The sequence below is a fragment of the Curtobacterium sp. MCBA15_016 genome, from assembly GCF_001865105.1.
Taxonomy (GTDB): Bacteria; Actinomycetota; Actinomycetes; order Actinomycetales; family Microbacteriaceae; genus Curtobacterium.
Genome location: NZ_MJGR01000023.1, coordinates 1 through 24,544, shown reverse-complemented (window position 1 = coordinate 24,544; position 24,544 = coordinate 1). Strand labels below are relative to the sequence as shown.

The 24,544-nt window shown below is 72.3% G+C and carries 28 protein-coding genes; 21 read left to right on the top strand and 7 right to left on the bottom strand.

The genetic code is table 11. The features are described 5' to 3' along the window. The 7 genes from BIV03_RS10475 to BIV03_RS19605 form a co-directional block, all read left to right on the top strand. Nucleotides 1-596, top strand: a 596-nt coding sequence (locus BIV03_RS10475; RefSeq protein WP_217637374.1) for a hypothetical protein, incomplete at its 5' end; no start/stop codon positions are given. A 248-nt stretch (nucleotides 597-844) separates the two neighbouring features. Next, on the top strand, nucleotides 845-1,576 hold the full coding sequence (locus BIV03_RS10470) for a bifunctional 2-polyprenyl-6-hydroxyphenol methylase/3-demethylubiquinol 3-O-methyltransferase UbiG (protein WP_071295650.1): 732 nt from the start codon (nucleotides 845-847) through the stop codon (nucleotides 1,574-1,576). Then, nucleotides 1,573-3,381 (top strand): alpha/beta fold hydrolase, encoded by a 1,809-nt coding sequence (locus tag BIV03_RS10465; RefSeq protein WP_071295649.1) that lies wholly within the window; start codon nucleotides 1,573-1,575, stop codon nucleotides 3,379-3,381. Before BIV03_RS10470 ends, BIV03_RS10465 begins: the two co-directional genes overlap by 4 nt. Beyond that, nucleotides 3,378-3,980, top strand: coding sequence for a hypothetical protein (locus tag BIV03_RS10460; RefSeq protein ID WP_071295648.1), 603 nt, complete (start codon nucleotides 3,378-3,380; stop codon nucleotides 3,978-3,980). Before BIV03_RS10465 ends, BIV03_RS10460 begins: the two co-directional genes overlap by 4 nt. Beyond that, entirely contained in the window at nucleotides 3,977-4,144 is a 168-nt protein-coding gene (locus BIV03_RS19615; protein WP_022905510.1) for a hypothetical protein, read from the top strand. The genes BIV03_RS10460 and BIV03_RS19615 overlap by 4 nt, the downstream gene beginning before the upstream one ends. A gap of 71 nt (nucleotides 4,145-4,215) precedes the next feature. Beyond that, complete coding sequence (locus tag BIV03_RS19610; RefSeq protein WP_156794815.1) at nucleotides 4,216-4,374, top strand: hypothetical protein; 159 nt, start codon at nucleotides 4,216-4,218, stop codon at nucleotides 4,372-4,374. Between the two features lie 30 nt (nucleotides 4,375-4,404). After that, the gene (locus BIV03_RS19605; protein WP_156794816.1) at nucleotides 4,405-4,569 is read left to right on the top strand and encodes a hypothetical protein; all 165 of its coding nucleotides are present in this window, start codon (nucleotides 4,405-4,407) and stop codon (nucleotides 4,567-4,569) included. A 107-nt stretch (nucleotides 4,570-4,676) separates the two neighbouring features. Here BIV03_RS19605 and BIV03_RS10450 read toward each other — a convergent pair whose 3' ends face one another. Then, nucleotides 4,677-5,039 (bottom strand): hypothetical protein, encoded by a 363-nt coding sequence (locus BIV03_RS10450; protein ID WP_070419333.1) that lies wholly within the window; start codon nucleotides 5,037-5,039, stop codon nucleotides 4,677-4,679. A 231-nt stretch (nucleotides 5,040-5,270) separates the two neighbouring features. Between BIV03_RS10450 and trpS the strand changes: the two genes are divergently transcribed. Then, a complete protein-coding gene (trpS, locus tag BIV03_RS10445) occupies nucleotides 5,271-6,311 on the top strand; it encodes a tryptophan--tRNA ligase (protein ID WP_217637373.1) in 1,041 nt (346 codons plus the stop codon). Here the strand turns inward: trpS and BIV03_RS10440 are convergent. After that, nucleotides 6,292-7,113 carry a shikimate 5-dehydrogenase gene (locus BIV03_RS10440; protein ID WP_071295646.1) on the bottom strand — a complete coding sequence of 274 codons (822 nt, stop codon included), beginning with the start codon at nucleotides 7,111-7,113 and terminating at the stop codon, nucleotides 6,292-6,294. The two genes, trpS and BIV03_RS10440, sit on opposite strands and share 20 nt — an antisense overlap. 135 nt (nucleotides 7,114-7,248) lie before the next feature. Here BIV03_RS10440 and BIV03_RS10435 point away from each other — a divergent pair, with 135 nt between their 5' ends. Beyond that, complete coding sequence (locus BIV03_RS10435; protein ID WP_071295653.1) at nucleotides 7,249-7,440, top strand: PspC domain-containing protein; 192 nt, start codon at nucleotides 7,249-7,251, stop codon at nucleotides 7,438-7,440. A 34-nt stretch (nucleotides 7,441-7,474) separates the two neighbouring features. Then, nucleotides 7,475-8,848 (top strand): L-serine ammonia-lyase, encoded by a 1,374-nt coding sequence (locus BIV03_RS10430; RefSeq protein WP_071295645.1) that lies wholly within the window; start codon nucleotides 7,475-7,477, stop codon nucleotides 8,846-8,848. Nucleotides 8,849-8,866: 18 nt separating this feature from the next. Here the strand turns inward: BIV03_RS10430 and BIV03_RS10425 are convergent, their stop codons facing one another. The 5 genes from BIV03_RS10425 to BIV03_RS10405 are packed head-to-tail and all read right to left on the bottom strand — an operon-like array spanning nucleotide 8,867 to nucleotide 13,626. Continuing rightward, a complete protein-coding gene (locus tag BIV03_RS10425; RefSeq protein ID WP_071295644.1) occupies nucleotides 8,867-9,703 on the bottom strand; it encodes a class II fructose-bisphosphate aldolase in 837 nt (278 codons plus the stop codon). Then, a complete protein-coding gene (locus BIV03_RS10420) occupies nucleotides 9,700-10,701 on the bottom strand; it encodes a 1-phosphofructokinase family hexose kinase (protein WP_071295643.1) in 1,002 nt (333 codons plus the stop codon). Before BIV03_RS10420 ends, BIV03_RS10425 begins: the two co-directional genes overlap by 4 nt. After that, entirely contained in the window at nucleotides 10,698-11,846 is a 1,149-nt protein-coding gene (gene nagA / locus BIV03_RS10415; protein WP_071295642.1) for an N-acetylglucosamine-6-phosphate deacetylase, read from the bottom strand. Before nagA ends, BIV03_RS10420 begins: the two co-directional genes overlap by 4 nt. Beyond that, the gene (locus BIV03_RS10410; protein ID WP_071295641.1) at nucleotides 11,843-12,748 is read right to left on the bottom strand and encodes an ROK family protein; all 906 of its coding nucleotides are present in this window, start codon (nucleotides 12,746-12,748) and stop codon (nucleotides 11,843-11,845) included. Before BIV03_RS10410 ends, nagA begins: the two co-directional genes overlap by 4 nt. Then, on the bottom strand, nucleotides 12,748-13,626 hold the full coding sequence (locus tag BIV03_RS10405; protein ID WP_071295640.1) for an SIS domain-containing protein: 879 nt from the start codon (nucleotides 13,624-13,626) through the stop codon (nucleotides 12,748-12,750). The genes BIV03_RS10410 and BIV03_RS10405 overlap by 1 nt, the downstream gene beginning before the upstream one ends. 132 nt (nucleotides 13,627-13,758) lie before the next feature. On the opposite strand from BIV03_RS10405, the gene BIV03_RS10400 reads away from it, so the two are divergent. The 11 genes from BIV03_RS10400 to BIV03_RS10350 all read left to right on the top strand — a co-directional run. Next, on the top strand, nucleotides 13,759-14,547 hold the full coding sequence (locus tag BIV03_RS10400; RefSeq protein WP_070419335.1) for a DeoR/GlpR family DNA-binding transcription regulator: 789 nt from the start codon (nucleotides 13,759-13,761) through the stop codon (nucleotides 14,545-14,547). 160 nt (nucleotides 14,548-14,707) lie between these two features. Beyond that, the gene (locus BIV03_RS10395; RefSeq protein ID WP_071295639.1) at nucleotides 14,708-15,922 is read left to right on the top strand and encodes a Gfo/Idh/MocA family protein; all 1,215 of its coding nucleotides are present in this window, start codon (nucleotides 14,708-14,710) and stop codon (nucleotides 15,920-15,922) included. Nucleotides 15,923-15,944: 22 nt separating this feature from the next. Next, nucleotides 15,945-17,270, top strand: a complete 1,326-nt coding sequence (locus BIV03_RS10390; RefSeq protein ID WP_071295638.1) for a sugar ABC transporter substrate-binding protein — start codon at nucleotides 15,945-15,947, stop codon at nucleotides 17,268-17,270. Between the two features lie 10 nt (nucleotides 17,271-17,280). Beyond that, entirely contained in the window at nucleotides 17,281-18,270 is a 990-nt protein-coding gene (locus tag BIV03_RS10385) for a carbohydrate ABC transporter permease (RefSeq protein ID WP_071295637.1), read from the top strand. Next, complete coding sequence (locus BIV03_RS10380) at nucleotides 18,267-19,127, top strand: carbohydrate ABC transporter permease (RefSeq protein WP_071295636.1); 861 nt, start codon at nucleotides 18,267-18,269, stop codon at nucleotides 19,125-19,127. Before BIV03_RS10385 ends, BIV03_RS10380 begins: the two co-directional genes overlap by 4 nt. Then, nucleotides 19,124-20,050 (top strand): hypothetical protein, encoded by a 927-nt coding sequence (locus BIV03_RS19600; RefSeq protein ID WP_071295635.1) that lies wholly within the window; start codon nucleotides 19,124-19,126, stop codon nucleotides 20,048-20,050. The genes BIV03_RS10380 and BIV03_RS19600 overlap by 4 nt, the downstream gene beginning before the upstream one ends. Next, nucleotides 20,047-20,289, top strand: coding sequence for a hypothetical protein (locus BIV03_RS10370; protein ID WP_070417597.1), 243 nt, complete (start codon nucleotides 20,047-20,049; stop codon nucleotides 20,287-20,289). Before BIV03_RS19600 ends, BIV03_RS10370 begins: the two co-directional genes overlap by 4 nt. A gap of 91 nt (nucleotides 20,290-20,380) precedes the next feature. Next, complete coding sequence (locus BIV03_RS10365) at nucleotides 20,381-20,560, top strand: YegP family protein (RefSeq protein ID WP_070417598.1); 180 nt, start codon at nucleotides 20,381-20,383, stop codon at nucleotides 20,558-20,560. 25 nt (nucleotides 20,561-20,585) lie between these two features. Beyond that, complete coding sequence (locus BIV03_RS10360) at nucleotides 20,586-22,271, top strand: bifunctional 3'-5' exonuclease/DNA polymerase (protein ID WP_071295634.1); 1,686 nt, start codon at nucleotides 20,586-20,588, stop codon at nucleotides 22,269-22,271. Between the two features lie 89 nt (nucleotides 22,272-22,360). Next, on the top strand, nucleotides 22,361-23,167 hold the full coding sequence (locus BIV03_RS10355; protein WP_071295652.1) for a phosphatase PAP2 family protein: 807 nt from the start codon (nucleotides 22,361-22,363) through the stop codon (nucleotides 23,165-23,167). 10 nt (nucleotides 23,168-23,177) lie between these two features. Beyond that, nucleotides 23,178-24,544, top strand: a 1,367-nt coding sequence (locus tag BIV03_RS10350) for a serine/threonine-protein kinase (protein WP_071295633.1), incomplete at its 3' end; no start/stop codon positions are given.

Below are 24,544 nucleotides of genomic sequence, written 5' to 3'. Positions count from 1 at the left end.
CCCGTCCGTCCTGTGGTCGCCTCGGCACCGGCCCCGCGAACGGGGACGCTGTGGCGGGGTCCTGGGTCCGCCAGACTGACCGGGACATGCCCGCTGCACCCGACCACCGCCCCCTCCGGCCCCGACGCACGACCCTCGTGGTCGGCCTGGCGCTGATCATCGCGACCGCCGTCTCCGGGTGCTCGCACCGAGCCGAGCCCGTGGGCCTCGACGATGCGTTCCCGGACTGGGCGAAGGGCGTGCAGGACCGCTGGGCGGGACAGCCGGGCGAACTCGGCAGCGGCACCGGCTCGAACGACTCGTCGAGCCGACTGTCCCTCGGCACCGGCGAGGACGGGGCACCTGCCCGGGTGAGGGTCTCGATCACGTGCCAGGGCGACGGCACCGTCCACATGGCGGTGTGGGCCGGCCGGATCGTGGACGGGGCCGAGAACGGCAAGCGGCTCGCCTCGGGCGAGATCCGGTGCGGACACGACGAGGACCTGTACCTGCGCACCCGGAGCCAGTACGTCACCATCGGTCCGACGTCCGGGGACTCGACCGTCGGCTGGTACGCGGCCACCTACAGCGACCTCGCGGCGACCGCCGCCGACTGACCGCGGGGCCGGGGTACACGCCGGTCCACCGCGTGCCCGACCGACCCGATCCGGTGCGGATCCGGCTGCTTCCCCGAGCTGGTGCGGTTCGACGCGGCGCACGCGCCGGGGCGGGGTGCCGACCGGACCTGGCGAACGCCTCCGAGCAGCCTGAGCGATCGTCGGGACTGGTGTGACTGAGCGGACGTACAGGCCTACCGTCCCTCGGTGTCGGGCCGAGGGAGCCCGGCGCCGAGGGGGGTCGGGTCGTGCAGCACACGTACGGGCAGCAGTTCGCGGAGATCTACGACGACGTCTTCCCGCCGGACCCGGGCCTCGTCGACGTGCTCGCTTCCAGCGCACCGGCGACGGCGCTCGAGCTCGGCGCGGGGACCGGCCGCGTGGCGATCCCGCTCGCGCAGCGGGGCATCACCGTCACCGGCGTCGACCTGTCCGCCGAGATGCTCGACCGGTGCCGCGACGGCGCCGACGACGCCGGCGTCGACCTCGAGCTGGTGCAGGGCTCGATGACGGACCTCCGCCTCGGACGGCGGTTCGACCTGGTCTTCTGCGTCTGCGCGTCCATCTCGATGCTGCTGACCCGCGAGCACCAGCGCGAGACGCTCGCCACCGCGCGGGACCACCTCGCCGACGGCGGCCGGTTGGTCGTCGAGACGCACAACCCGGACGCGGTGCTCGGCCTGCACGGCGGACGTCGTCGTGAGACCTGGTTCGTCCCGTACCCGGGCGCCGGCCGTGGTCTGCAGACCTACGCGACCCTGGACGAGCCGACCGGCCTCTGGCAGGTCAGTCACCTGTGGCACGACGGCGGACGGACGACCATCGGGAACGAGGTGAGCCTCCTCACACCGGTCGAGGTCCTGACGGGCCTCGGTGCGGAGCTCGGGCTCGCCGTCCGGTCCGTGACGGGCGACCGGGACGGCGGTCCGGTGACACCGGAGTCCCCCACGTACACGGTCGAGTTCGAGGTGGCGTCGTGATCGGGTTCGTGGACCGCGTCGTCCGAAGTGTCGTCGACCGGTCGGCCGACCGCGGGAACGTGCTCGCCGCGACCGAGCGGGCCTCCGCGCTCGTGGTGCTGATGGGGAGTCTCGAGCACCTCGCGAACGCGGACAACCGTCGGACTGGCGGCCTGAACGACTGGACCCTGCTGCGGGGCTCCGCGCTCGTCCGCAACGAGCGACTGCGCCGCGTGCTCGACCGCGTCTACCGGCCCCGGGTGGTGACCGCGATGCACGGGCTCCGGGTGGCCGCCGCCCTCGTCCACCTGTCCCCGGTCCGCGACCGACGCGTCCGCGCCGCGGCGTCCGCCGTCACGGTGCTCACCGGCTACGCACTCGGGCCGCTGCACCACAACGGCGGCGACGGCAGCGACCAGGCGGCGTTCTTCACGCAGGCGCTGTCGGGTGTGGCCCGGGCCTCCGGACGACCCGCGACGGTGGACACCGCGCTGTGGGCGGTCGCGAGCCAGGCGACCCTGTCGTACCTCGTGTCGGGGTGGGTGAAGCTGATGGGTGAGCCCTGGCGGAACGGCTCGGCGCTGCTCGGGGTGATGCGCACGCGGACCTACGGTTCGGAGTGGGTGTGGCGGGTCCTGCGCGACCGGCCGGCACTGGCGCGGGTGGGCGAGGTCGCCACGCTCGTCCTCGAGTGCGCGTTCCCGATCGTGTTCGTGCTCGGCCCGCGGATGCGCGTGGCGTACCTCGGCGCGATCGCCGGGATGCACCTCACCATCGCCGCGACCATGGGGCTCGGTCGGTTCCTCCCCGCGTTCCTCGCACTGCAGCCCGCGGTGCTCTACGTCACCGCGGACCGCCGATCGGTCGTGCCGCGTCGTCACGACGGGTTCCCGTGGGTCCTCGGCGTGATCGGGGCCGCGGTCGGGGCGCAGGCCGTGGTCCGGCAGGTCGTGGACGCCCGGCGCAGTCGACGTCCCCGTGCCGGACAGACCGTGGTCGAGACGCCCACCGGATCGCGCCTGGCCGTGCGGTACCGGCCGTCGGCCTCGGGCCCGGGCGCACCGCTGGTGGTGTTCGAGAACTCGCTCGTCGCGGTCCAGGAGTACTGGGACCCGATCATCGAGGAGCTCGGCGGTGACGTCGCCACGCTGACGTACGACCGTCCCGGAACCGGGGCGAGCACGGCTCCCGGTGCGACGCTCGCCACCTACGCGGAGGACCTCCGCTTCCTCGTCGGCCGCCACGCCGACGACGGACCCCTCTGGCTCGTCGGGCACTCGTTCGGCGGGCACCTGCTCCGACGCCACGCGGCCGAGCTCGGGCGCGACGTCGCCGGGGTGGTCCTCCTCGACCCGACCACCGGTTTCGTGGACCGACCCGACGAGGACGTCCTGACCGCCGTCCGGTCGCTCACCGACGGCTTCCCGCTGATGGAGTGGTCCCTGCGGACCGGCTGGGGATGGCTGCTCGACGCCACGACCTGGGCGATCCCCGCACGCCAGGGACGGACCGACGACCTGAGCCCCGTGTACCGGAACGCCCGACTGTGGCGCACCGGGCGTGCGGAGTGGCAGGCGGCGGAGCCGGACCTCGTCGCCGACCGACCCGGTCGCCGCATCCCCGAGGGTGCCGACGTGCTCGTCGTCACGGCGAGCACGAGCGACGAACTCCAACCGGCCGTGAGCGCCGCGCACGAACGCGTCGCGCACGAGCACGACGGTCGCCGCGAGGTCGTCCGGTCCACCCACGACGGCCTGCTCGTCCACCCCGGACCGGTCCGACGGGTCGGCGCACTCGTCCGCGAGGCGATCGGGGTGGACCGATGAGCCGCCGCAGTGACGGTCGGGCCCTGCCCCTCGCGATCGGCCTCGCGCTCTGGATCATCGCGACGGTCATCGGCCAGCACCCGAACCGTCGGTTCGACCGGGTCCGGCAGGTCGACACCGCCGCGCTGCTCATCCCGAACTGGCGCTTCTTCGCACCGATCCCCGCCTCGATGGACTTCGAGCTGCTGCACCGCTACCGGCAGGATGACGTGGTCAGCGAGTGGACGCGGACCAAGGACGTCGCAGCACGGCGGCTCCGGCACATGCTGTGGTTCCCGGACCGGCGGGTCGACAAGGGCCTGTTCGACGTGGTCGGACGGTTCCTGGTGGCAGCGGAACAGCTGCCGGACAGGTACGAGACGGGCGCCGACTACCGCGCGCTGCTCGCCTTCGTCCGCCGCGTCGTCGCCGCGCAGACCGGTGGTCGCGCCGATGCCGTCCAGTTCGCGATCGTCCGCACGGGCGGTCACGACGACACCGTGCCCGTCGAGGAGCTCTTCGCATCCCGACGGGAACCCATGCTCGACGGGGACGGCCCCCGTCGGCAGCCGGACGCCGCTTCCGCAGCGTCCGCACGACCGAAGGAGGAGACCAGATGAACGCCAACACACGGACCGCGCTGTGGTTCGCAGCACCCGTCGTGCTCATCGCCATCGCGGTGGCGATACTCCTGTTCGACCTGCCCGGCTTCGCGTGGCTGTCGGTCCTGGTCGTGCTCGGCATCGCAGCCGCAGTCTTCGTCGTCTCGGCACGACGAGAGTGACCTCGGCCCACCGGGCCGGGAACCGGGCCCAGCGCCCGACCATCACCATCGCAGAACGGAAGGAATCCAGCATGACCACCATCGCCGACATCGCGTTCGACAGCGACCGCGGGCAGCGGTTCGCACCGGAGCAGCCCCTCGCCGCGACCCCGCTCGCAGCGCTCGCCGCCACCTCGGTCTTCACGGGTGCGGTCGCCGCGTACGCGGTCGAAGAGGCCGTCGGGAACTGATCAGCAGGACATCGAGGAAGGAAGCAGCGCATGCAGCAGACACGACAGCTCGACGCCGTCCCGTTCGACAGTGACGAGGCGACCACGTTCCGTGGTCTCCGTCCCGTCGCGGCCACCCCGGCAGCGGTGGCCTGGGCCGGCGCCGTCGTGGCGGCGGCCGGGGTCGGTGCCGCCATCGGGGACGCCGTCGACTGACGGAGCCGCGTGACGGCGCCGGTGGGCGCCGTGTGCGGGCAGGACGGGAGGCGCGGTGCCGGACGGTACCGTGCCTTCCGTCGTCGACGGTGCGGGTGTGCTCCGCGCTACGGCCGGGTGTCGACGAGCGCGACGAACCGGCTGCCGATGCCCTCGACCTCGTGCCGGGTGAAGCCCGCGACGGGGTCCGGCGCCTGGTAGGGCTCGTGGTAGTCGCACATCAGGTGGTCCCAGTCGGGCCACCACTTCTTCGGACGTGCCTCTTCGGCGAAGCCGCAGACCACGCACTCGAGGCGGACCCAGACCTTCTTGGTGCCGGTGCGGTTGGCTCGGGACTGCACGAGCCAGGCGGGCGGGTCCTGCTCGATCGCCGTGAGTTCGGCCTCGCTGAGGTGCGAGGGGATCCCGTGCCGGGTCGCCATCTCGAGCGAGATGTCGAGCCGGACGGCGGCGTCACGTCGGGAGAGCATCCGACCAGCGTAGAGCGCCGACATCGAGCGGTGGGGGCGGGTGTCGCTGCGCCGACGCTCGCGCTACGATCCCGACATGCGTTCTCCTCGTTCTTCGTGGTGGCTGCGGTAGCAGCCTCCTGACGCATGGTCGCGGGCTGCACGGCAGCTCGCAGATCGCAGGACCGTCGTGCAGCCCTTTCTCTCGAGAGGGCAACTCCAGTGGACACGTTCACCGCCACACAACACCGCATGCACGACCTCGACGCCCGCATCCGGGCGCGACCGGACCGGTTCCGCGTCCTGACCGGCGAACGGCCGACCGGTCGGCTGCACCTCGGGCACTTCTTCGGCACGATCGCCGAGCGCGTCGCGCTGCAGCGGCGCGGCGTCGAGACCTTCCTGGTGCTCGCCGACTACCAGGTCATCACCGATCGAGACACCGCTGACCACGTCGCCTCGAATGTCCGCGAGGCGGTGCTCGACTACCTCGCGGCCGGACTCGACCCGGCCGCGACGACGGTCTTCACGCACTCGTCGGTGCCGGCGCTGAACCAGCTGCTGCTGCCGTTCCTCAGCCTCGTCACCGAAGCGGAGCTGCACCGCAACCCGACCGTGAAGGCCGAGGTCGCGGCATCCGGTCGCGCGCTCAGCGGCCTGATGCTCACCTACCCCGTCCACCAGGCCGCGGACATCCTGTTCTGCAAGGGCAACCTCGTTCCGGTCGGGAAGGACAACCTGCCGCACGTCGAGATGACACGGACGATCGCTCGGCGGTTCAACGACCGGTTCGGCGCGCTGTTCCCCGAGCCGGAACCGCTCGTCACGACGTACCCCGAGGTCCCCGGTGTCGACGGCCGGAAGATGAGCAAGAGCTACGGCAACGCGATCGCGCTCGGCATGACCGCCGACGAGACCGCGGACGTCATCCGACGGGCACGCACGGACGGTGATCGACACATCACCTTCGACCCCGAGCGCCGCCCGGGGGTCGCAGCGCTCCTCACGACCGCGGCGCTCTGCACGGGCTCGACCCCGGAGGCCATCGCCGACGAGATCGGCTCAGCGGGCGCGGCGGCGGTGAAGCGTGTCGCGGTCGAGGCGGTCAACGAGCGCTTCGCCGCGCACCGACGCCGTCGTGCCGAACTCGCTCGCGACCCGTCGATCGTCACCGCGGTGCTGGCGGCCGGGAACCGTCGGGCGAACGAGATCGCCGAGGCGACCCTCGATGAGGTCCGCACCCGGATGGGCATGCGGTACACCGACGATCCGATCAGGCCTCGCTGCGACTGAACTCGCTCGCCCGGCGGACCTGGTCGTCCGTCAGCGCGACGCCCGTGTACCGCTCGAACTGCCGCGCCGCCTGCAGCGCGATCACCTCGGCGCCGGTGATGACCTGCTTGTCCGCAACGCGACCGGCGCGGATCAGCGGGGTCTCGGACGGGAACGCGACCACGTCGAACACGGTCGTCGCCGCTCCGACGCGATCCTGGTCGAAGGCGAGCGTGTCCTGCTGGTCGCCGCGCATGCCGAGGGGCGTGACGTTCACCAGGACGTCGGTGACCGGCGCGTCCCGCTCGTCGGCGACCCATTCGTACCCGTACCGCGCCGCGAGGGCCGGCCCCGCCTGCCCGTTGCGTGCGACCACGGTGAGGTCGTCGAACCCGGCACCCCGGAACGCCGCAGTGACCGCCTTGGCCATGCCGCCGGAGCCGCGGAGCAGCACACTCGCGGACGGATCGACGGCGTGCGAGGCGAGCAGCGACGCGACTGCCTCGTAGTCGGTGTTCGACGCCGTGAGGACGCCGTCGTCGTTCACCACGGTGTTGATCGACTCGATCGCCGCCGCGGACTCCTCGACGACGTCGACGAGCGGGATGATCGCTTCCTTGAAGGGCATCGAGACCGAGCAGCCGCGGATGCCGAGTGCCCGGATGCCGGTCACCGCGCCGGGGAGGTCGGTCGTGGTGAACGCCTTGTAGACGAACTCCAGCCCGAGCTCGTCGTAGAGGAAGTTGTGGAAGCGGGTGCCGATGTTGCTCGGTCGAGCGGCGAGTGAGATGCAGACCTGCATGTCCTTGTTGAGGATGGGCATGTCGTCAGTCTCCCATGGCAGCAGGGATGGAGCGGTCCACAGGAGTCAGATGTGGAGGGGGTGGGGTTGTCCCCACCACGGATGCGGGTGTCCCCCGGATTCGATGTCGGATCGATCCTCCGTACCGTCGACGACATGAACACACTCATCCGCCCCCGCGCCGGCCGCCTCCTCGCCGGGGTCTGTGCCGGCATCGCCGACCGGTTCGGCTGGTCCCGCACCCTCGTCCGCATCGCCTGGGTCGTCCTGAGCCTCTTCCCGGGGCCGCTCTGGATCGCCTACGTCGTCCTCTGGATCCTCATGCCGAACCAGGGCTCCCGGCGCTGATCCCCCACCCGTCCGGACGGGTTAGTGTGGCGGGGTGCCGGTCTCCGTCTTCGATCTGTTCAGCATCGGGATCGGTCCGTCGAGTTCCCACACCGTCGGACCGATGCGGGCCGGACGCGCCTTCGCCGCCCGCGTGGCCGAGGCTCCCGTCGCGACGATCGCCGTCGACCTCTACGGCTCCCTGGCCTCGACCGGCCAGGGCCACGGGACGCTCGGCGCGGTCGTCGCCGGCCTGATGGGGTCCGACCCCGAGACCGTGGATCCCGACGCGATGACCCGATCGCTCGTCGAGCTCGAGGAGACCGGCGTGCTCCGGCTCCAGGGCGGGTCGAGCGTCCCGTTCCGGCTCGCCGGCATCGTGCTCCACCCGCTGACGATGCTTCCCCGCCACCCGAACGCGATGCGCCTCCGCGCCGCCGACGCGTCCGGGGCGACCATCGCCGAGGAGACGTACTACTCGATCGGCGGCGGCTTCGTCACGAACGACTCCGAGGGGGACGTCGCCGAGACCGCGATCCCCGTCGACGACGCCGTGCCGTACCCGTTCTCGAGCGGCGCCGAGCTGCTCGCGGCCTGCGCGGCGACCGGGCTGCCGGTCAGCGGGGTCGCACTCGCCAACGAGACCGCCACGCGCAGCACCGACGACGTCCGCGCCGGCCTCCTGCGCATCCACGGCGTCATGGAGTCCTGCATCGAACGGTCCGTCGAGCGCTCCGGCACGCTCCCGGGCGGACTCACCGTGCGACGCCGCGCCGCGAACTGGTTCGAGCAGCTCACCGCCGACGACCCCGGGCACGACCCGCTCTTCGCGATGGAGTGGGTGAACCTCATGGCGATGGCCGTCAACGAGGAGAACGCCACCGGTGGACGGGTGGTCACCGCTCCGACGAACGGTGCCGCTGGCATCATCCCCGCCGTCCTGTACTACGCGCTCACCTACGTGCCGACGGTCACGACAGCGAACCGCGACGACACCGTGGTGCGCTTCCTGCTGACCGCGGGCGCCGTCGGTTCGATCTACAAGGAGCGCGCCTCGATCTCCGGTGCCGAGGTCGGCTGCCAGGGCGAGGTCGGATCGGCGGCGTCGATGGCCGCCGCAGGGCTCGCCGAAGTGCTCGGAGGAACGCCCGAGCAGGTCGAGAACGCCGCCGAGATCGCCATGGAGCACAACCTCGGGCTCACCTGCGACCCGATCGGCGGGCTCGTCCAGATCCCGTGCATCGAGCGGAACGCCATCGCCGCGAACAAGGCGATCAACGCGGCGCGGATGGCGCTGCGGGGTGACGGCGTGCACCACGTGTCGCTCGACCAGGTCGTCGAGACGATGCGGCAGACCGGCGCCGACATGTCCACGAAGTACAAGGAGACCGCGATGGGCGGGCTCGCGGTGAACGTCCCGCTCTGCTGAGCTCCGCCCTCGGGCGGGTCAGCCGTGCAGCAGCGTCAGCAGCCGGGCGGTCTCGCCGGCGATGGCGTCGCGCCCCGCGGAGACGTACTTGCGGGGATCGACCACGTCCGGACCTTCGTCGAGCACCGCTCGCAGGGCCCGGGTGAAGAGGCCGTTCAGGTGCGTGGAGATGTTGATCTTCGTCATGCCCGCCCGGACGGCTGCCCGCAGCTCGTCGTCCGACAGCCCCGAGGACCCGTGCAGGACGAGCGGGACCGGCACCGTGGCGCGGAGCTGCTCGACGAGCGTCCGGTCCACCGATGCCTCGCGCGTCTGCATCGCGTGGGACGTCCCGACGGCGACCGCCAGTGCGTCCACACCGGTGTCGGCGACGAAGGCAGCGGCGTCGTGCGGATCCGTGCGCACACCGGGAGCGTGCACGCCGTCCTTGCCGCCCACCTCACCGAGCTCGGCCTCGATCGCGACCCCGGCGTCGTGGCACCGGACTGCGAGTCGACGGGTGGCCTCCACGTTCGCGGCGAAGTCGAGGTGCGATCCGTCGTACATGATCGAGTCCACCCCGAGGTCGATGCCGGCGAGCACGAGCTCGGGGTCCTCGATGTGGTCGAGGTGCACGAGGACCTCGACGTCCGCGGACCGCGCGATCGCCGCGGTCGCCGTCGTGATCGGGGCGAGGCCGCCGTGGTAGCGGACGCAGTTCTCGCTGATCTGCAGGACCACGGGGAGCCCCGCTCGCTCGGCGCCGGCGACGATCGCCTCGGCGTGTTCCAGCAGCACCACGTTGAACGCCCCGACGCCGCGGTGTGCGGTCCGTGCGGCGTCGAGCAGTCCGGTGAGGGCGAGGTCGGCGATCATGCGTGGCTCCAGGTCGGGTCGGAGGGTCGTGCGCCGGACCGGGCGTCGTCGTCCGCGAGGAACCGGCGGACGGCGTCGACGTCGACCTCGCCGGCGACGGGCCGGAGGACGGCGGCGGCGCCGAACGCGGCAGCGGATCGGAGCGCGGCGTGGTCGACGCGGGGCGTGGACGGCGCGGTCGTGGTCGTGGTCGGACTCGTCGGGCCGTCGGACGACCCGCGCAGCAGCGCGGCGAGGAGCCCGGCGGTGGCCGCGTCACCGGCACCCGTGGGGTTCCCGGACACTCCCGGGACGGCGCGCACCTCGGTGACCCCGGTGCGTGTGTGTGCCGCCAGACCGTCCGCGCCACGGGACACCACGACGGCGCCCGCGCCACGGTCGAGCAGCTGCAGGGCACCGCTCCGCTCGTCGTCGGCGCCGGTCGCCTCGAGGAGTTCGTCGCGGTTGGGCTTGCAGATCGTCGCCCCGGCGTCGGCGGCCGCGAGGAGCGCAGCACCCGGACAGTCGACGAGGCTCGGCACCCCGCGCATCCGAGCGGCGGCCACCCAGTCCGCGACGACGCCCGGATCGGCGCGGTGCGGCAGGGACCCCGAGACGACGAGGAACTCGACGTCGCCGTCGAGCTGCTGACCGATCACGTCCGTGACGGCGACCCACTCGTCGGTGGTCACCTCGGGTCCGGGCTCGCCGAACATCGTCGGGTGCGCGACGTCGTCGACGACGGTGACCGTGGTGCGGGTCTCCCCCGTCACCGCGATGTCGACGTGCGCGAGACCGAGGGCGTCGAGGCCGTCGGCGATCCACCGGCCGGCAGCCGCACCGAGCGGCAGGACGGCGCGCGACGGGATCCCGACCGCGTCGAGCACCCGCCCGACGTTGAGGCCCTTGCCACCCGGACGACGGGCGACGTCGAGGACGCGCTGCGTCGTCCCGACGCGCTGACGGGCGACACGGTAGGTCACGTCCACCGCCGGGTTGGGCGTCACGATGAGGATCACCGGTGCACCGCCGCGGTCGTCCGCAGGTCGAGGACGCGCCAGGGCTCCGACCGCGCGGCACTGCTGGGGCCCTCGTCGATCACGAGCAGGTCGGCGGGAGCGCCGACCGAGAGCGGCGCCGGGAGGCCGAGCAGGCGTGCCGGTCGCGCCGACGTCGCCGCGACGACCTCGGGCAGCGGGGTGCCACCGTCGAGGAGGCGTCGGGCGGCGTCCTGCACGGTGATGGTGCTGCCGGCGAGGGACGAGCCGTCGGCGAGCAGCGCGACGCCGTCACGGACCGAGACCGCCGAACCCGCGATCGTGTGCTCGCCGTCGCCGCAGCCGGTGGCGGCCATCGCGTCCGAGACGAGCACGAGGCGGTCCGGCGCGGCTCGCCGCACGAGTCCGACCGCCGCGGGATCGAGGTGGTGCCCGTCGACGATGCACTCGACCAGGACGCGGTCGTCGGTCAGGGCGACGCCGACCGGGCCCGGCCGGCGGTGGTGCAGTGGGGGCATGCCGTTGAAGAGGTGCGTGACGAGGGTGGCACCGGCGTCGATCGCCGCGCGCGTCTCGTCGGCGGAGGCATCGGTGTGACCGATCGCGACGACGACACCGGCGTCGACGAGGCGGCCCACGGCGTCGATCGCTCCGGGGAGTTCCGGTGCGAGCGTGACGATCCGGAGCGCGCCGTCCGCCGCTGCGAGGAAGTCGTCGAGCTCCGCCGGGTCCGGTGCGTGCAGGAGGTCCGACCGGTGGGCGCCGCGGCGCGCCGGTGACAGCCACGGTCCCTCGAGGTGGAGCCCGGCGAGCGTGCCCTCGGCGACGAGGACACGGAGGCGTCCGAGTGCTGCGATCGTCTCGGCGGCCGGGCCCGTCGCGACGGACGCGATGAGCGACGTCGTCCCGCGTGCGCGGTGGTGGCCCGCAGCGAGCGCGGCACCGTCCGTCGTGGCCGTGGCGAAGTCGTGCCCGAGCGCCCCGTGGGCGTGCAGGTCGACCGCCCCCGGCAGCAGCGTTCCCTCGATCGTCACCGCGGTGTCGGTCCGCGGGGGCGTCCCGGATCCGCTCTCGAGGACCGTACCGGCGTCGTCGACCGCCAACCACCCGTCGTGGAGGTCGTGCGTCGCGGTGAGGATCCGCCGCGCACGCACCAGGGTGCTCATGCGTGCACCTCGGCGTCGAGCGCCGTGCGCGCCATCAGCCCGGCACCGATGGCACCGGCGGCATCGCCGTGCCGTGCCGGGGCGAGGGCCGGGACGCGCAACCCCGGGAGCCGTTCGACGAGGGCCGTCCGGAGCGGATCGAACAGCAGCGGACCGGACTCGGCCAGCCCCCCGCCCACGATGATCGTGTGGCAGCCGGCGACCGTCGTGGTCCACGCCAGGGCGTCCGCGAGCACGTCGATGCACTCGTGCCAGACCGTGGTGGCCACCGGGTCCCCGGCGCGGACGCGGAGCATCGCCTCGTGTGCCGAGGTGGAGCCCGACCGACGGGCGACTCCCCCTGCGGACGCGATCTCCTCGACGCGGCGCCCCGCGTGCGGACCGGTGGGGATCCGCACCTGTCCGATCTCCCCCGCCCAACCGCCGCCCGCGACGACCACGCCGTCGACGACGAGGGCACTCGCGAGTCCGGTGCCGACCGGGACGAAGGCGACGGAACCACGGGTGAGCGCCGGTGCTGCGCCGGAGGTCTCCGCCAGGGCGCCGGCACGCACGTCGTGTCCGAAGGCCAGCGGGACGTCGATCCCCCGGGCGGCGAACTCGGCCCGGACCCGGTCCCGCACCGGGACGTCCCGCCACCCGAGGTTCACCGCGAGGACGACGGTGCCGGCCCGGTCGTCCACGACACCCGGCGTCACGAGGCCCACCGCATCGAGGTCGCCACGGCGCAGCGCCCGTTCGGCGAGCTCCGCCACGACGGCGGCGAGCATCGTCGCGTCGGTGTCGCCGCGCGGCGTCGGGACGCGGGTCTCGTCGAGGACGAGTCCGTCGGCGCCGGTCAGTCGGGCCTTGATGCCCGTGCCGCCGACGTCGACCCCGAGCACCGCGCCTGCACCGCGCATCAGGTGAGGATGACCGAACGGGTGAGCGAGCGGGGGTTGTCCGGGTCGAGGCCGCGTCCCTCGGCGAGGGCGACCGCGAACCGGTGCACCACGACGAGCCCGGCGATCGGGTCGAGGTCGTGCTGGACGAAGCGCGCACCGGTCGCAGCGACCTCGTCCGCGAGCCCCTCAGGCGCGGTTCCGAGCGACCAGACGAGTCGGCCGGGCTGGGCGATCGCGATCGGACCGTGCCGGTAGTCCATGGCGGGGTAGGACTCCGCCCAGAACTGCGCTGCCTCGCGCGTCTTGAGGGCGGCCTCGAACGTGAGGCCGACCGCCGGACCGCGGCCCACGAAGGTGACCTGCTCAGCATCGAGGAGGTCGTCGATCGGGAGGCCGAGGGCGGTCTCGGCCTGTGCTGCGAGGGCGTCCACGTCGTCACCGATCGACGCACGGAGGAGCGCGAGCGTGGTCGTCGCGAAGCGCGTCTGCACGACCGAGCGCTCGTCGGCGAAGGGCAGTGCCACGACGACGTCGGCGGCGGCGGCGGCCGGGCTGTCCGGGACCGCGGTGACGAGCACGGTGCGTCGACCGCGCAGGGCCTGCAACAGGTCCACGATCTCGGTCGTGGTGCCGGACCGGCTGATCGTCACGACCCGGTCGTAGTCGCGGCCGATCGGGTACTCCGAACCGGCGAAGGCGTCCGTCACGCCCAGACCCGCCTGCTCACGGGCGACGGCGTAGCTCATCGCGATGAACCAGCTCGTCCCGCAGCCGACCACGGCCACGCGTTCTCCGGGCTGGGGGAGCGACGCCTCGAACGACGAGAGGAGCGCGGCGGCAGCGCGCCACGTCTCCGGCTGCGACGTCAGTTCTGCGCTCACGAAGGTGTCGGTCATGGGTGCCTTCCGGTCCGGTTCGATCCGGGTGATCGATGATGAGGAAGCGTAGCGAGCGATCGTGCGCGATGGAAGAGCAAAACGTCATTCCCGATCACCGGGTGCGCGCGGTGACGCCATAAGATGGCCGACATGACCCCTCAACAGCGGCTCAACGCCCTGCTCGAACTGGTGAGCGAACGCGGCAACGTGTCGATCGCCGAGATCGGGGAGCTGCTCGGGATCTCGCCCGCGACCGCCCGACGCGACCTCGCGACGCTGGCGGACCAGCGCCTGGTCACCCGCACCCACGGCGGTGCCGCGGCGCTCGGGGCCGGCTACGAACTGCCACTGCAGTACAAGATCGCCCGCCAGGCCGAGGCGAAGACCGCGATCGCCCGCGCCGCCTCGCGGCTGGTGCAGCCCGGCGACACCGTCGGGTTGAACGGGGGGACGACGACGACCGAGGTCGCCCGTGAGCTCGGCAAGAGCGAGCGCTTCACCCGGGCGGACGGCGAGTACGGGGTGACGATCGTCACCAACGCGTTGAACATCGGGTACGAGCTGTCGGTCCGCGCCAACGTCAAGATCGTGGTCACGGGCGGCGTCGCGCGGCGGCAGTCCTACGAGCTCGTGGGCCCGCTCGTCCGGGACACCCTGGACGAGTTCGCGCTCGACGTGGTCGTGCTCGGTGTCGACGGGCTGAGCGGCCAGTACGGCGCCACGACCATGCACGAGGGCGAGGCGGAGGTCAGCCGGCACTTCGCGTCCGTCGGGCGCCGGGTGATCGTGGTCGCCGACTCGACCAAGATCGAACGGGCGACCTTCGCGCGGATCTGTCCGCTCGACCGGATCGACGCACTCGTCACCGACCAGCCCGTCCCGTCGGCGTTCGCCGCGGAGCTCGCCAGTGCCGGTGTGGAGCTCGTCGTCGCCGACTGAGCGGACGAGTCCTCCGGGGGACTCCCCGGCGCAGGCCTGTGCACGACGTTTCGATCGTGTAAAACCATCCACACCCTCCCCATGAGCGTTCGTTGAGCGCCTATTGTGCATTCATGATCGATTCGGCATCATGGGCGTCACAATCACGCAAGGGAGCGAGATGAGCATGGGTGACGCGTTCACAGGACGACCACTACGGGTCGGCATCGTCGGCATGGGGCAGCGTGCGGCGATCGCCCGCCACGTGGCCGAGGCGGCTGCCGCCGCTCCCGACCTGGAGGCGCGGGTCGTCGCCGTCGCCGAGGTCACCGAGCAGGGGCGCGAGCGGGCCCGGGCCGAGTACCCGGACGCCCTCGTCGTCGAGCACCACGGGGGACTCGTCGGGGTCGTCGACGCGGCGATCGTCACGACCCCCGACTGGACGCACGCCGCGATCGCGATCGATCTGCTCCGCGCCGGCATCGCGGTCTACCTCGAGAAGCCCATGGCCATCACGGTCGAGGACGCCGACGCCGTCCTCGACACCGCGGCGGAGACCGGCACGCCGCTGTACGTCGGGCACAACTTCCGTCACGCCGCGGTCGTGCGGCTGATGCGCGAGATCGTCGACCGCGGGGAGATCGGCCAGGTCAAGGCGGTCTGGTGCCGGCACTTCGTCGGCAACGGCGGCGATTACTACTTCAAGGACTGGCACGCCGACCGCACCAAGGTGAACTCCCTGCTCCTGCAGAAGGCCAGCCACGACCTCGACGTCATCCACGCGCTCGGCGGTGGGGACACCGCGCGGGTCGTCGGTATGGGGTCGCTGTCGGTCTACGGCGACGTCACCGACCGTCGCGACCGCAGCGGCGAGCTCATGGGGGACTGGTTCTCCCTCGACAACTGGCCGCCCCTCGAGCAGACCGGGCTGAACCCCGTCGTCGACGTCGAGGACGTGTCGATGGTGATGATGACCCTCGACAACGGTGTGCAGGCGAGTTACGAGCAGTGCCACTTCACGCCGGACTACTGGCGCAACTACACGGTCATCGGGACCGAGGGACGGCTCGAGAACATCGGCGACACCGGCGGTGGCGTCGTGAAGGTCTGGAGCCGTCGTCGCGGCTGGGACGTCGCGGGGGATCGCGAGTACCCGATCGACGGGGTCGCCGCCGGCCACGCCGATGCCGACCTCCTCACCATGACCGAGTTCCTCCGGCACGTCGCGCTGGGGGAGCCGACGACCCTCTCGCCGATCGCGGCCCGTGCCGCCGTCGCCGCAGGAGCGCTCGCGACCCGGTCGCTCCGGAACGGTTCCGTCCCCATCGACGTCCCGCCGCTCGCGGCCGCGACGATCGCCCACTTCACCGACCCCACCCCGGCCGTCACCCGCTGACGGACTCGCGAAAGGACACCCGATGCACGCACCCACCTCTGCCAAGGGCCGCGGCCGTCGCCGTGCGCTCCTCGGCGCCGTCGCCGCGATCGGCGCAGCCGTGCTCCTCGCCGGCTGCAGCACGTCCTCCGGCGCCTCCAGCGCCGGCGGCGACTACGAGAAGGCCGCCAAGGACACCAAGGCGACCCTGACGTACGCCGTCTGGGACGAGAACCAGGTCAAGGCGATCAAGGCGAACCTCGAAGGCTTCAACGAGGAGTACCCGGACATCAAGGTCAACGTGGACGTGACCCCGTTCGCCAGCTACTGGACGAAGCTGCAGACCCAGGGCTCGAGCAACACCCTGCCCGACGTGTTCTGGATGAACGGCCCGAACTTCCAGCTCTACGCGGCGAACGGCAAGCTCGCGCCGATCACCGGTGAGGTCGAGGCCGGCGCGATCGACCCCGCGAAGTACTCGTCCGCCCTCAACGACCTGTACACGTACGACAAGACCCAGTACGGCGTCCCCAAGGACTTCGACACCATCGGCGTCTGGATGAACAAGGCGCTCTTCGAGGAGGCCGGGGTCGCCATGCCCTCGAAGGACTGGACCTGGGACGACTTCCAGAAGACCGGAGCCGAGCTCTCCGAGAAGCTCACGGCCGACGGCGCGTACGGCGCGGCCGGCGGCATGGACGGGCAGACCACCTACTACGACACGATCTTCCAGGCCGGTGGGAACGTGATCGACGCGGACGGCACGAAGTCCGAGTACGACACCGCCGCCGCCGAGGCCGGGCTGCAGTTCTGGACCGACCTCATCGCGTCCGGGGCGTCGCCCTCGATCAAGCAGCTGACCGACACCACCGCCGACCAGTGGTTCACCTCGGGCAAGCTCGCCATGTACCAGGGCGGCAGCTGGTTCCGCTCCGCGTTGACCGGCACCGACCTCGAGAAGGACGTCGTCGTGTACCCGCTCCCCAAGGGCAAGGAGCAGGCGACGGTCATCCACGGTGTCTCCAACGTCGTGTCCGCGAACACGAAGAACAAGGCCGCCGCACAGGCGCTCCAGGTCTACCTCGCGAGCAAGCAGGCCCAGCAGCAACAGGGCGACATGGGTGCGGTGATCCCGGCGTACGAGGGCACGCAGAGCGCCTTCACGAAGACGATGCCGGACGCCGACCTGCAGGTCTTCCTCGACGCGGTGGACTACGCCAAGCCGCTCCCGGTCTCGAAGAACACGGCGGCGTGGAACACCCTCGAGACGAACCTGCTGCCGAGTGCCTTCGACGGATCGACCCCGGTCGACGACGTGGCGAAGCAGCTCGCGCAGAAGATGGACGCCGCCCTCACCAAGGAACAGTGAGCCCCACACCGTGACGATCCACACCGAGCGACACCCGACCTCGGACGCCCCGGCCCGGACGCAGCGCGCGTCCGGGCCCGGGGCCCCGGGCTCCCGGCGTCCGACCGCCGGCACGACCAGACCTCCGGCGCACCGGACCGACGGGTTCTGGCCGTGGCTGTTCGTCCTCCCGTTGCTCGTCGGCGTCGGGACGTTCTACATCTGGCCGATCATCCAGACATTCTGGTACTCCTTCACCACCTGGGGTGTGTTCGGCGGCGCCACCTTCTCCGGCATCGCGAACTACGTCCGGCTGGTCTCCGATCCGCAGCTCTACCAGTCGCTGCTCAACACGGTGATCTACACCGTGATCGTCCTGCTCGGCATCCCCGTGGCGGTCTGGCTCGCCAGTCTGCTCAACACCCCGGGCCTGCGGTTCGCGCAGTTCTACCGTGTGCTCTTCTTCCTGCCCTACGTCGCCATGCCCGCCGCGATCGCACTCGTCTGGCGGATCATGTTCAACGGCGACTACGGCATCGTGAACTGGTTCATCGGGCTGTTCGGGATCGACGGGCCGTACTGGATCTCGACGCCCGGCTTCGCACTCGTCGCGGTGAGCCTCGTCGGGCTGTGGTCCTCGCTCGGGTTCTCGATGATCATCCTCGGCGCCGGCCTCAAGGACATCCCGCCCGAGCTGTACGAGGCAGCCGAGCTCGACGGCGCCTCTCGCTGGCGGCAGTTCCGGTCGGTGACGGTGCCGCTCCTCAGCCCGAGCATCTTCTTCGTGGTGATCGTCACGACCATCTCGAGCTTCCAGCTGTTCGACCTGCTCTACGCGATCCTCGGCAGCACCAACCCGGTGATCCCGAAGACGATGTCCCTCGTCTTCTACTTCTACAGCGCCGGCTTCATCGACAACGACAAGGGCTTCGCGGCGGCGATCGCGATGGTGATCTTCGTCCTCATCGGCATCGTCACGCTCGTGCAGTTCCGGTTCCAGCGGAAGTGGGTCCAGGCATGACCGCCACCGTCACACCGACCAGGACCGGCCGCCGGCCGGGGCGCCGCGGCGGCAGCCACTGGTGGATCCACGTCGTCCTCGGCGTCGGCGGGTTCGTCATGGCGTTCCCGTTCCTCTGGCAGATCATCATGTCCCTGTCGACGAACGCGCAGGTGCAGTCCGTCACACCGACCTTCTGGCCGGGGGAACTGCAGTGGCAGAACTACGCGCAGGTGTTCGAACGCCTGCCGTTCCTGAGCCAGCTCGGGACGTCTGTGATGGTCACGATCATCCGGACGCTCGCGCAGATCGTGCTCTGCACCCTCGCCGGCTACGCGTTCGCCCGCATGCGGTTCCGCGGCCGGGCGATCCTGCTCGCGATCGTCCTGTCGATCCTGCTCGTCCCGTCGCAGGTGTACCTGATCTCCCAGTACCAGATCGTGCAGGGGCTCGGATGGTTGGACACCCTGATGGGCATCGTCGCACCGGGGCTGTTCAGTGCCTTCGGGACGTTCCTGATGCGGACCGCGTTCCTCAACCTCCCGCCGGAGCTCGAGGAAGCCGCTCGGATGGACGGCGCGAACCCGTTCCAGACCTTCTGGCGCATCATGCTGCCGTTGGCCCGCCCGTCGATCAGCGTGCTGGCGATCACCACGGTCCTCTGGTCGTGGAACGAGCTGCTCTGGCCGCTCGTCGTGTCGACCCGTGCCGAGGACATGCCGCTCGCCGCAGGCCTCGCGACCCTCTCCAGCGACCGCACGATCGACTACCCCGTGCTCATGGCCGCGAGCCTCATGGCCATGGCACCGGTGCTGATCATGTTCGTCGTGCTGCAACGCCGCGTGATCGACGGCCTGGCCGCGTCCGGACTGAAGTGACGTCCGACCACGACCGGCCCGACCCCGACCGGCCCGACCCCGACCGGCCCGACCCCGACCGGCCCGACCACGACCGGCCCGACCACGACCGGATCGTGCACGACGGGACCGAGCTCCTCGCCGCGGCGATCGGAACCGTCCCCGACCCAGGAGAGCTGGCCGCCGCACTCGAGTCGACCGTCCGCGGCCTCCCCGACAGCGCGATCGCCGACGTCCTCCGCGCCGTCCGACCCCGGACGGCAGCCTGGCTCCGTGCCCACGGCGCCTCGGCCGACCAGGCGGCCGACAGCATCGCGGACGTCGACCGCAAGCTCGCGCGGTACGGCCTCCGGGGAACCGGTCTGGACTGGTTCTGCGCGGTCCTCACCGCCCGCGTGGTGACGGTGGGGCGCCTCCAGTTCGAGATCGGCGACACGACGGCCGACGGCTCCGCGGCCTGGGGCGTCCACGTCCCCGAGACGGGTCCCCTCGACGCCCCCGCGTGCGACCGATCGTTCGACGAAGCGCCCGCGCTCCTCCGTGACGTGGCACCGGCGCACGTGGCCGGCTGGTGGCAGTGCCGCTCGTGGATCCTCGACCCCGGGCTCCCCGACGTGCTCGGCCCGGACGCGAACCTCGTACGGTTCGCCCGCCGCTTCGAACTGGGACCGCTCTCGTCCGGTGACGCCGCCGAAGGGGACGGCGGTGTCGCGAAGTTCGTCCTCGGCACGACGCTTCCCGACGCCCACTCGGCGGTGTCACGCGGGTCGATCCCTTCCGGCCGCCTCGCCGCCGGGGTCGCAGCCCGGTGGCGGTCGGGCGAGCACTGGACGGCCCGCACCGGGACGATCCGGGTCGCCGACCCGGGGCGACCGCCCGGAGCGCGATCGTCCGGAGCCGCCCGACCCGGTGCCAGCACCCCGGGCGTACCGTCCCTCCCATGACGAAGCCCGACCGCGACCACCTCGACGACGGTGTCGACATGTCCTTCGAAGAACGCCGCCAGGACACCTTCCGACGCATGTCCGGCTCCGACGAGCACGACGCCGACCCACGGGTCGAGGTGTCCCGCGCCGAGGACGGCGACGTCCGCATCGACGTCTCCGACAGCGCCGCGGTCCGCCCCGGCGGCGGGACCTCGCAGCGACCCCGCGGTGACGGGGACGCGAACACCGCGGATTGAGGCTTCCGCGATCCGGTCCCGGCCAGTAGCGTGCGGAGCAGACCGCGTTCCGCGGACAACGGGCACCATCGGATCGACGCGAGGAGTCGACATGGCCGGCAAGTTCGAGATCTGGACCGACGCCAAGGGGGAGTACCGCTTCCACCTCAAGGCGGGCAACGGCGAGGTCATCGCCACCTCCGAGGGGTACGCCTCGAAGGCGGGTGCGAAGAACGGCATCGCCTCCGTGCAGCAGAACGCGCCCGGTGCGGAGGTCGTCGAGCTCGACTGACGGTGGCGCACGGCATGATCGTTCCGTGCACCTCGTCCTCCGCCGCGTCGACGGCGGCGTCCTCGCGACGCCCCTGACCGACGCGGGGACCGCAGACGGCGAGCCGATCCGGGTGGACGAGCCGCGCCTCCCGGCGTTCGTCGCGTCCCGGGACGCGCCCGACGTGCGCTGGGTGTGGGACGACACCGCGCGCTGGTACCCGGCCGTGCTCGCGGCCGGCGGCCGGGTCGGGCGCTGCATCGACCTGCGCCTGTGCCGCCGCATCCTGCGATCGGCCCTCGCGGCACGGGACACCGCGCTCGCCGCCGCGCCCGTCGACGCGTGGGACGCCGCCGTCCAGGAGGCGCGGGTCACCCGCCCGACGCACGCCCGCCTCTTCGACGACGCGCTCTTCGACGTGTCGCCCCCCGACGACGAGCTGGACCCGGTGGTCGAGCTGCGCGCGCAGCTCGACGCGGTCGCCTCGTCGACCGCGCCGGGTGCGCTGCGGCTCCTGGTGACGGCGGAGTCCGCCGGCGCGCTCGTGGCGGCGGAGATGCTCCACGCCGGGCTGCCCTGGCGCGCCGACGTGCACGAACGACTGCTCGAGGACGCGCTCGGACCGCGGGTACCGTACGGCGTGCGACCTCGGCGGCTCGAGGAGATCGCGGCCGTCGTGCGCGAGCGGCTCGGTGACCCGTCGCTCAACCCGGACTCGCCCGCCGACGTCCTGAAGTCCCTGCGCCGGGCCGGCCTGATGGTCTCGAGCACGCGGAAGTGGGAGCTGCAGGAGATCGAGCACCCGGTCATCGAACCGCTGCTCGAGTACAAGCGGCTCGCGCGGTTGCTGACCGCGAACGGCTGGACCTGGCTCGACGAGTGGGTGCACGAAGGTCGGTTCCACCCGAAGTACCTGGTCGGCGGGGTCGTCACCGGGCGATGGGCGGCCGACGGCGGGGGAGCGATGCAGCTGCCGAAGGGCATCCGCGCCGCCGTGGTCGCGGACGACGGGTGGAAGCTCGTGGTGGCCGACGCGGCGCAGCTGGAGCCCCGGGTGCTCGCGGCGATGGCCGGCGACCGGGCGATGGCGGCGGCCGGGGACGGGCGCGACCTGTACGACGGCGTCGTGGCCTCCGGGGCGGTCGAGACCCGGCAGCAGGCCAAGGGCGCGATGCTCGGCGCGATGTACGGGGCGACCCAGGGCGAGGGCGGGCGGCTCGTCCCGCGGCTCGAGCGGGCGTTCCCGGCTGCCCTCGGCCTCGTCAGCCGGGCAGCCAGGGCGGGGGAGCGGGGCGAACCCGTGACGACGTTGCTCGGCCGGACGTCACCGGTGCCGGACGCCTCGTGGTTCGCGGCGCGGAACCAGGCCTACACGGTCGAGGGGACGCCGGCGATGCAGCGGGCGGTGGAGTCGCGGGCACGGAGCTGGGGGCGGTTCACCCGGAACTTCATCGTGCAGGGCACCGCTGCCGAGTGGGCGCTCGCATGGATGGGGTCGTTGCGCTCGCGGCTCGCCGAGCGCTTCCCGGGGCCGGTGACGGACGGCCCGCACCTGGTGTTCTTCGTGCACGACGAGATCGTGGTGCACACCCCGGCCGAGCACGCCGAGTGGGTGGCCGAGCAGATCCGGGCCGCCGCTGCCGATGCCGGGCGACTGCTGTTCCGCGACTTCCCGGTGGTGTTCCCGCTCTCGGTGGCGGTCGTCGACGACTACGGCGCCGCGAAGGACTGACGCCGCGCACCTGCGTGCCCGGTGCCCGGCGCACCGGCGGCGCCCGGGCGCACCGCACCCGCACACCGGGACTCGGGCAGGGTGGGTCGATGCAGACCGATCACCCCGAGGCCCCCGACCAACGCGTCGGCGACGTCGACCTCACGACGTGGCGCACCCGCGCCGGCCGGGCGTCCGCGGACGGCTGGGCAGCGCTCGGCCACCGCTGGGGCGCGCTCCCGCTGCTCGTGGTCACCCTCGCGATCGGCATCGGGGTCGCCGTGACCGCGACCTGGGCGGCCTCCGAGGTCTACGACGCCGTGCGCGAGGCCGACGACGTCGCCGTGCTCGACCGCCCCGTGCTCGACTGGATGCTCACGCTCCGGTCGCCGACGGCCGACACCCTCGTGACCTGGTGGACGGACGTCGCCGGCACCATCGGGATGCCGATCGTCGCCCTGGGGTTCCTCGTCGGGTTCACGATCCAGCGTCGTGCCTGGACGCCCCTCGTGCTGCTCGTCGCGGCCGCGGGCGGGTCCCTGCTCATGACGATCGCGGGCAAGGACCTCATCGGCCGTGCCCGCCCGCCGCTGCGCGATGCCGTCCCGCCGTACGAGCACTCGCCGTCGTTCCCGTCCGGGCACACGCTCAACGCGACCGTCATCGTCGGGACGATCGTGTACCTGCTGCTCCTCCGGCAGTCGAAGCTCGTGACCCGGGTGCTGACGATCGTCGCCGGGACGTTCTTCGTCGTCTCGGTCGGCATCTCGCGGGTGTTCCTCGGCCACCACTGGCTGACCGACGTCCTGGCGGCGTGGGCGCTCGGGCTCGCCTGGCTGGCGCTGGTGATCACGGCGCACCGCCTCTACCTCACGGCGCTCCGCCGCGGTGCGCGACCCGTCAGGTCGTCCCGGTAGGTTGCCCCGCATGGAAGAACGGGTCTTCGGCGGTCGGTACCGCGTCACGGGAACGCTCGGGCACGGTGGCATGGCCTCCGTCTACCGGGCGGTCGACGAGCAGCTCGGGCGTGAGGTGGCGGTCAAGGTCTTCCGCATCGGAGCGGTCGACCACGGCGAACGCGCCCGTGCCGAGGCGGAGATCCAGACCCTCGCGGCGCTCCGCAGCCCGGCACTCGTGACCCTGTACGACGCCGCGCTCGACGACGTCGACGGCGACTCGTACCTCGTGATGGAACTCGTCCCGGGCAGCGACCTCGCGACGCGACTGCGCGAGGGGCCGCTCGACCGTGCCACCGCCGCCGGTGTCGGGGCGCAGGTCGCGGACGGCCTCGCGGCGGCGCACGCGCAGGGCATCGTCCACCGCGACGTGAAGCCGGCGAACGTGCTGCTCGAGAGCGACGGCGTCCACGTCAAGCTCGCCGACTTCGGCATCGCCCTGCTGCGGGACGGCGCCCGGGCCACCCAGACCGGCACGGTGATGGGCACGGCGGCGTACATCGCACCGGAGCAGGTCCTGGCGCAGCCGATCACCGGCAAGGCCGACGTGTACGCGCTCGGGCTCATGCTCCTCGAGGCGCTCACCGGCAAGCAGCCGTTCCCGGGCAGCGCGGTCGAGTCCGCGACCGCTCGCCTCACCCGCGGTCCGGAGATCGACCCGCACCTGCCCACTGCCTGGCGCACGCTCCTGCACGTCATGACCGCGCAGGACCCGGCGGACCGGCCCTCGGCGGCCGAGGCCGCACAGCGACTCCGTGCGCTCGGCCACGACGACGCCGCTCCGGCCACGCAGCTCCTCCCCGGCGGTCCCGGCACGGTCACGCCGGCCGTGGCGGGTGCGGCGGCCGGTGCCGCGGCGGCGGGCGCTGCGGGTGCCGCCCGTGCGGACGAGGCGACGCAGGCGATGCCGGCGAGTCGCGCCTCCGGGGCCGACGACGCCACGCGAGCCATGCCGACCGCGCAGCCCGGCGGCGCCGACGACGCGACGCGCGTCCTGGACGCGCAGCGGCCGAACGCCTCCGACGACGTCGCGACCACGGTGCTCGGCGCGCAGGGGGGCCGCAGTGCGGACGGCGCGACCGGAGCGGTCGGCCGTGCCGGAGGCCCCCGTGGCCCGGTCGCGGCACCCCCGGCCCCGGCGCCGGACGACCGACCCCGGCGCCGACGCGGGCCGATCATCGCCGCCGTGGTGATCGGTGTGCTCGTGCTCGCCGGCATCGTCGTCGCCGTGTTCGCCCTGAACGGGGACGACGGGTCGACGCCGGCACCGACCCAGTCGAGCTCGCCCTCGACCGACGACCAGCAGCCGAGCGAGCCGGCGGAGCAGCCGTCCGAGCC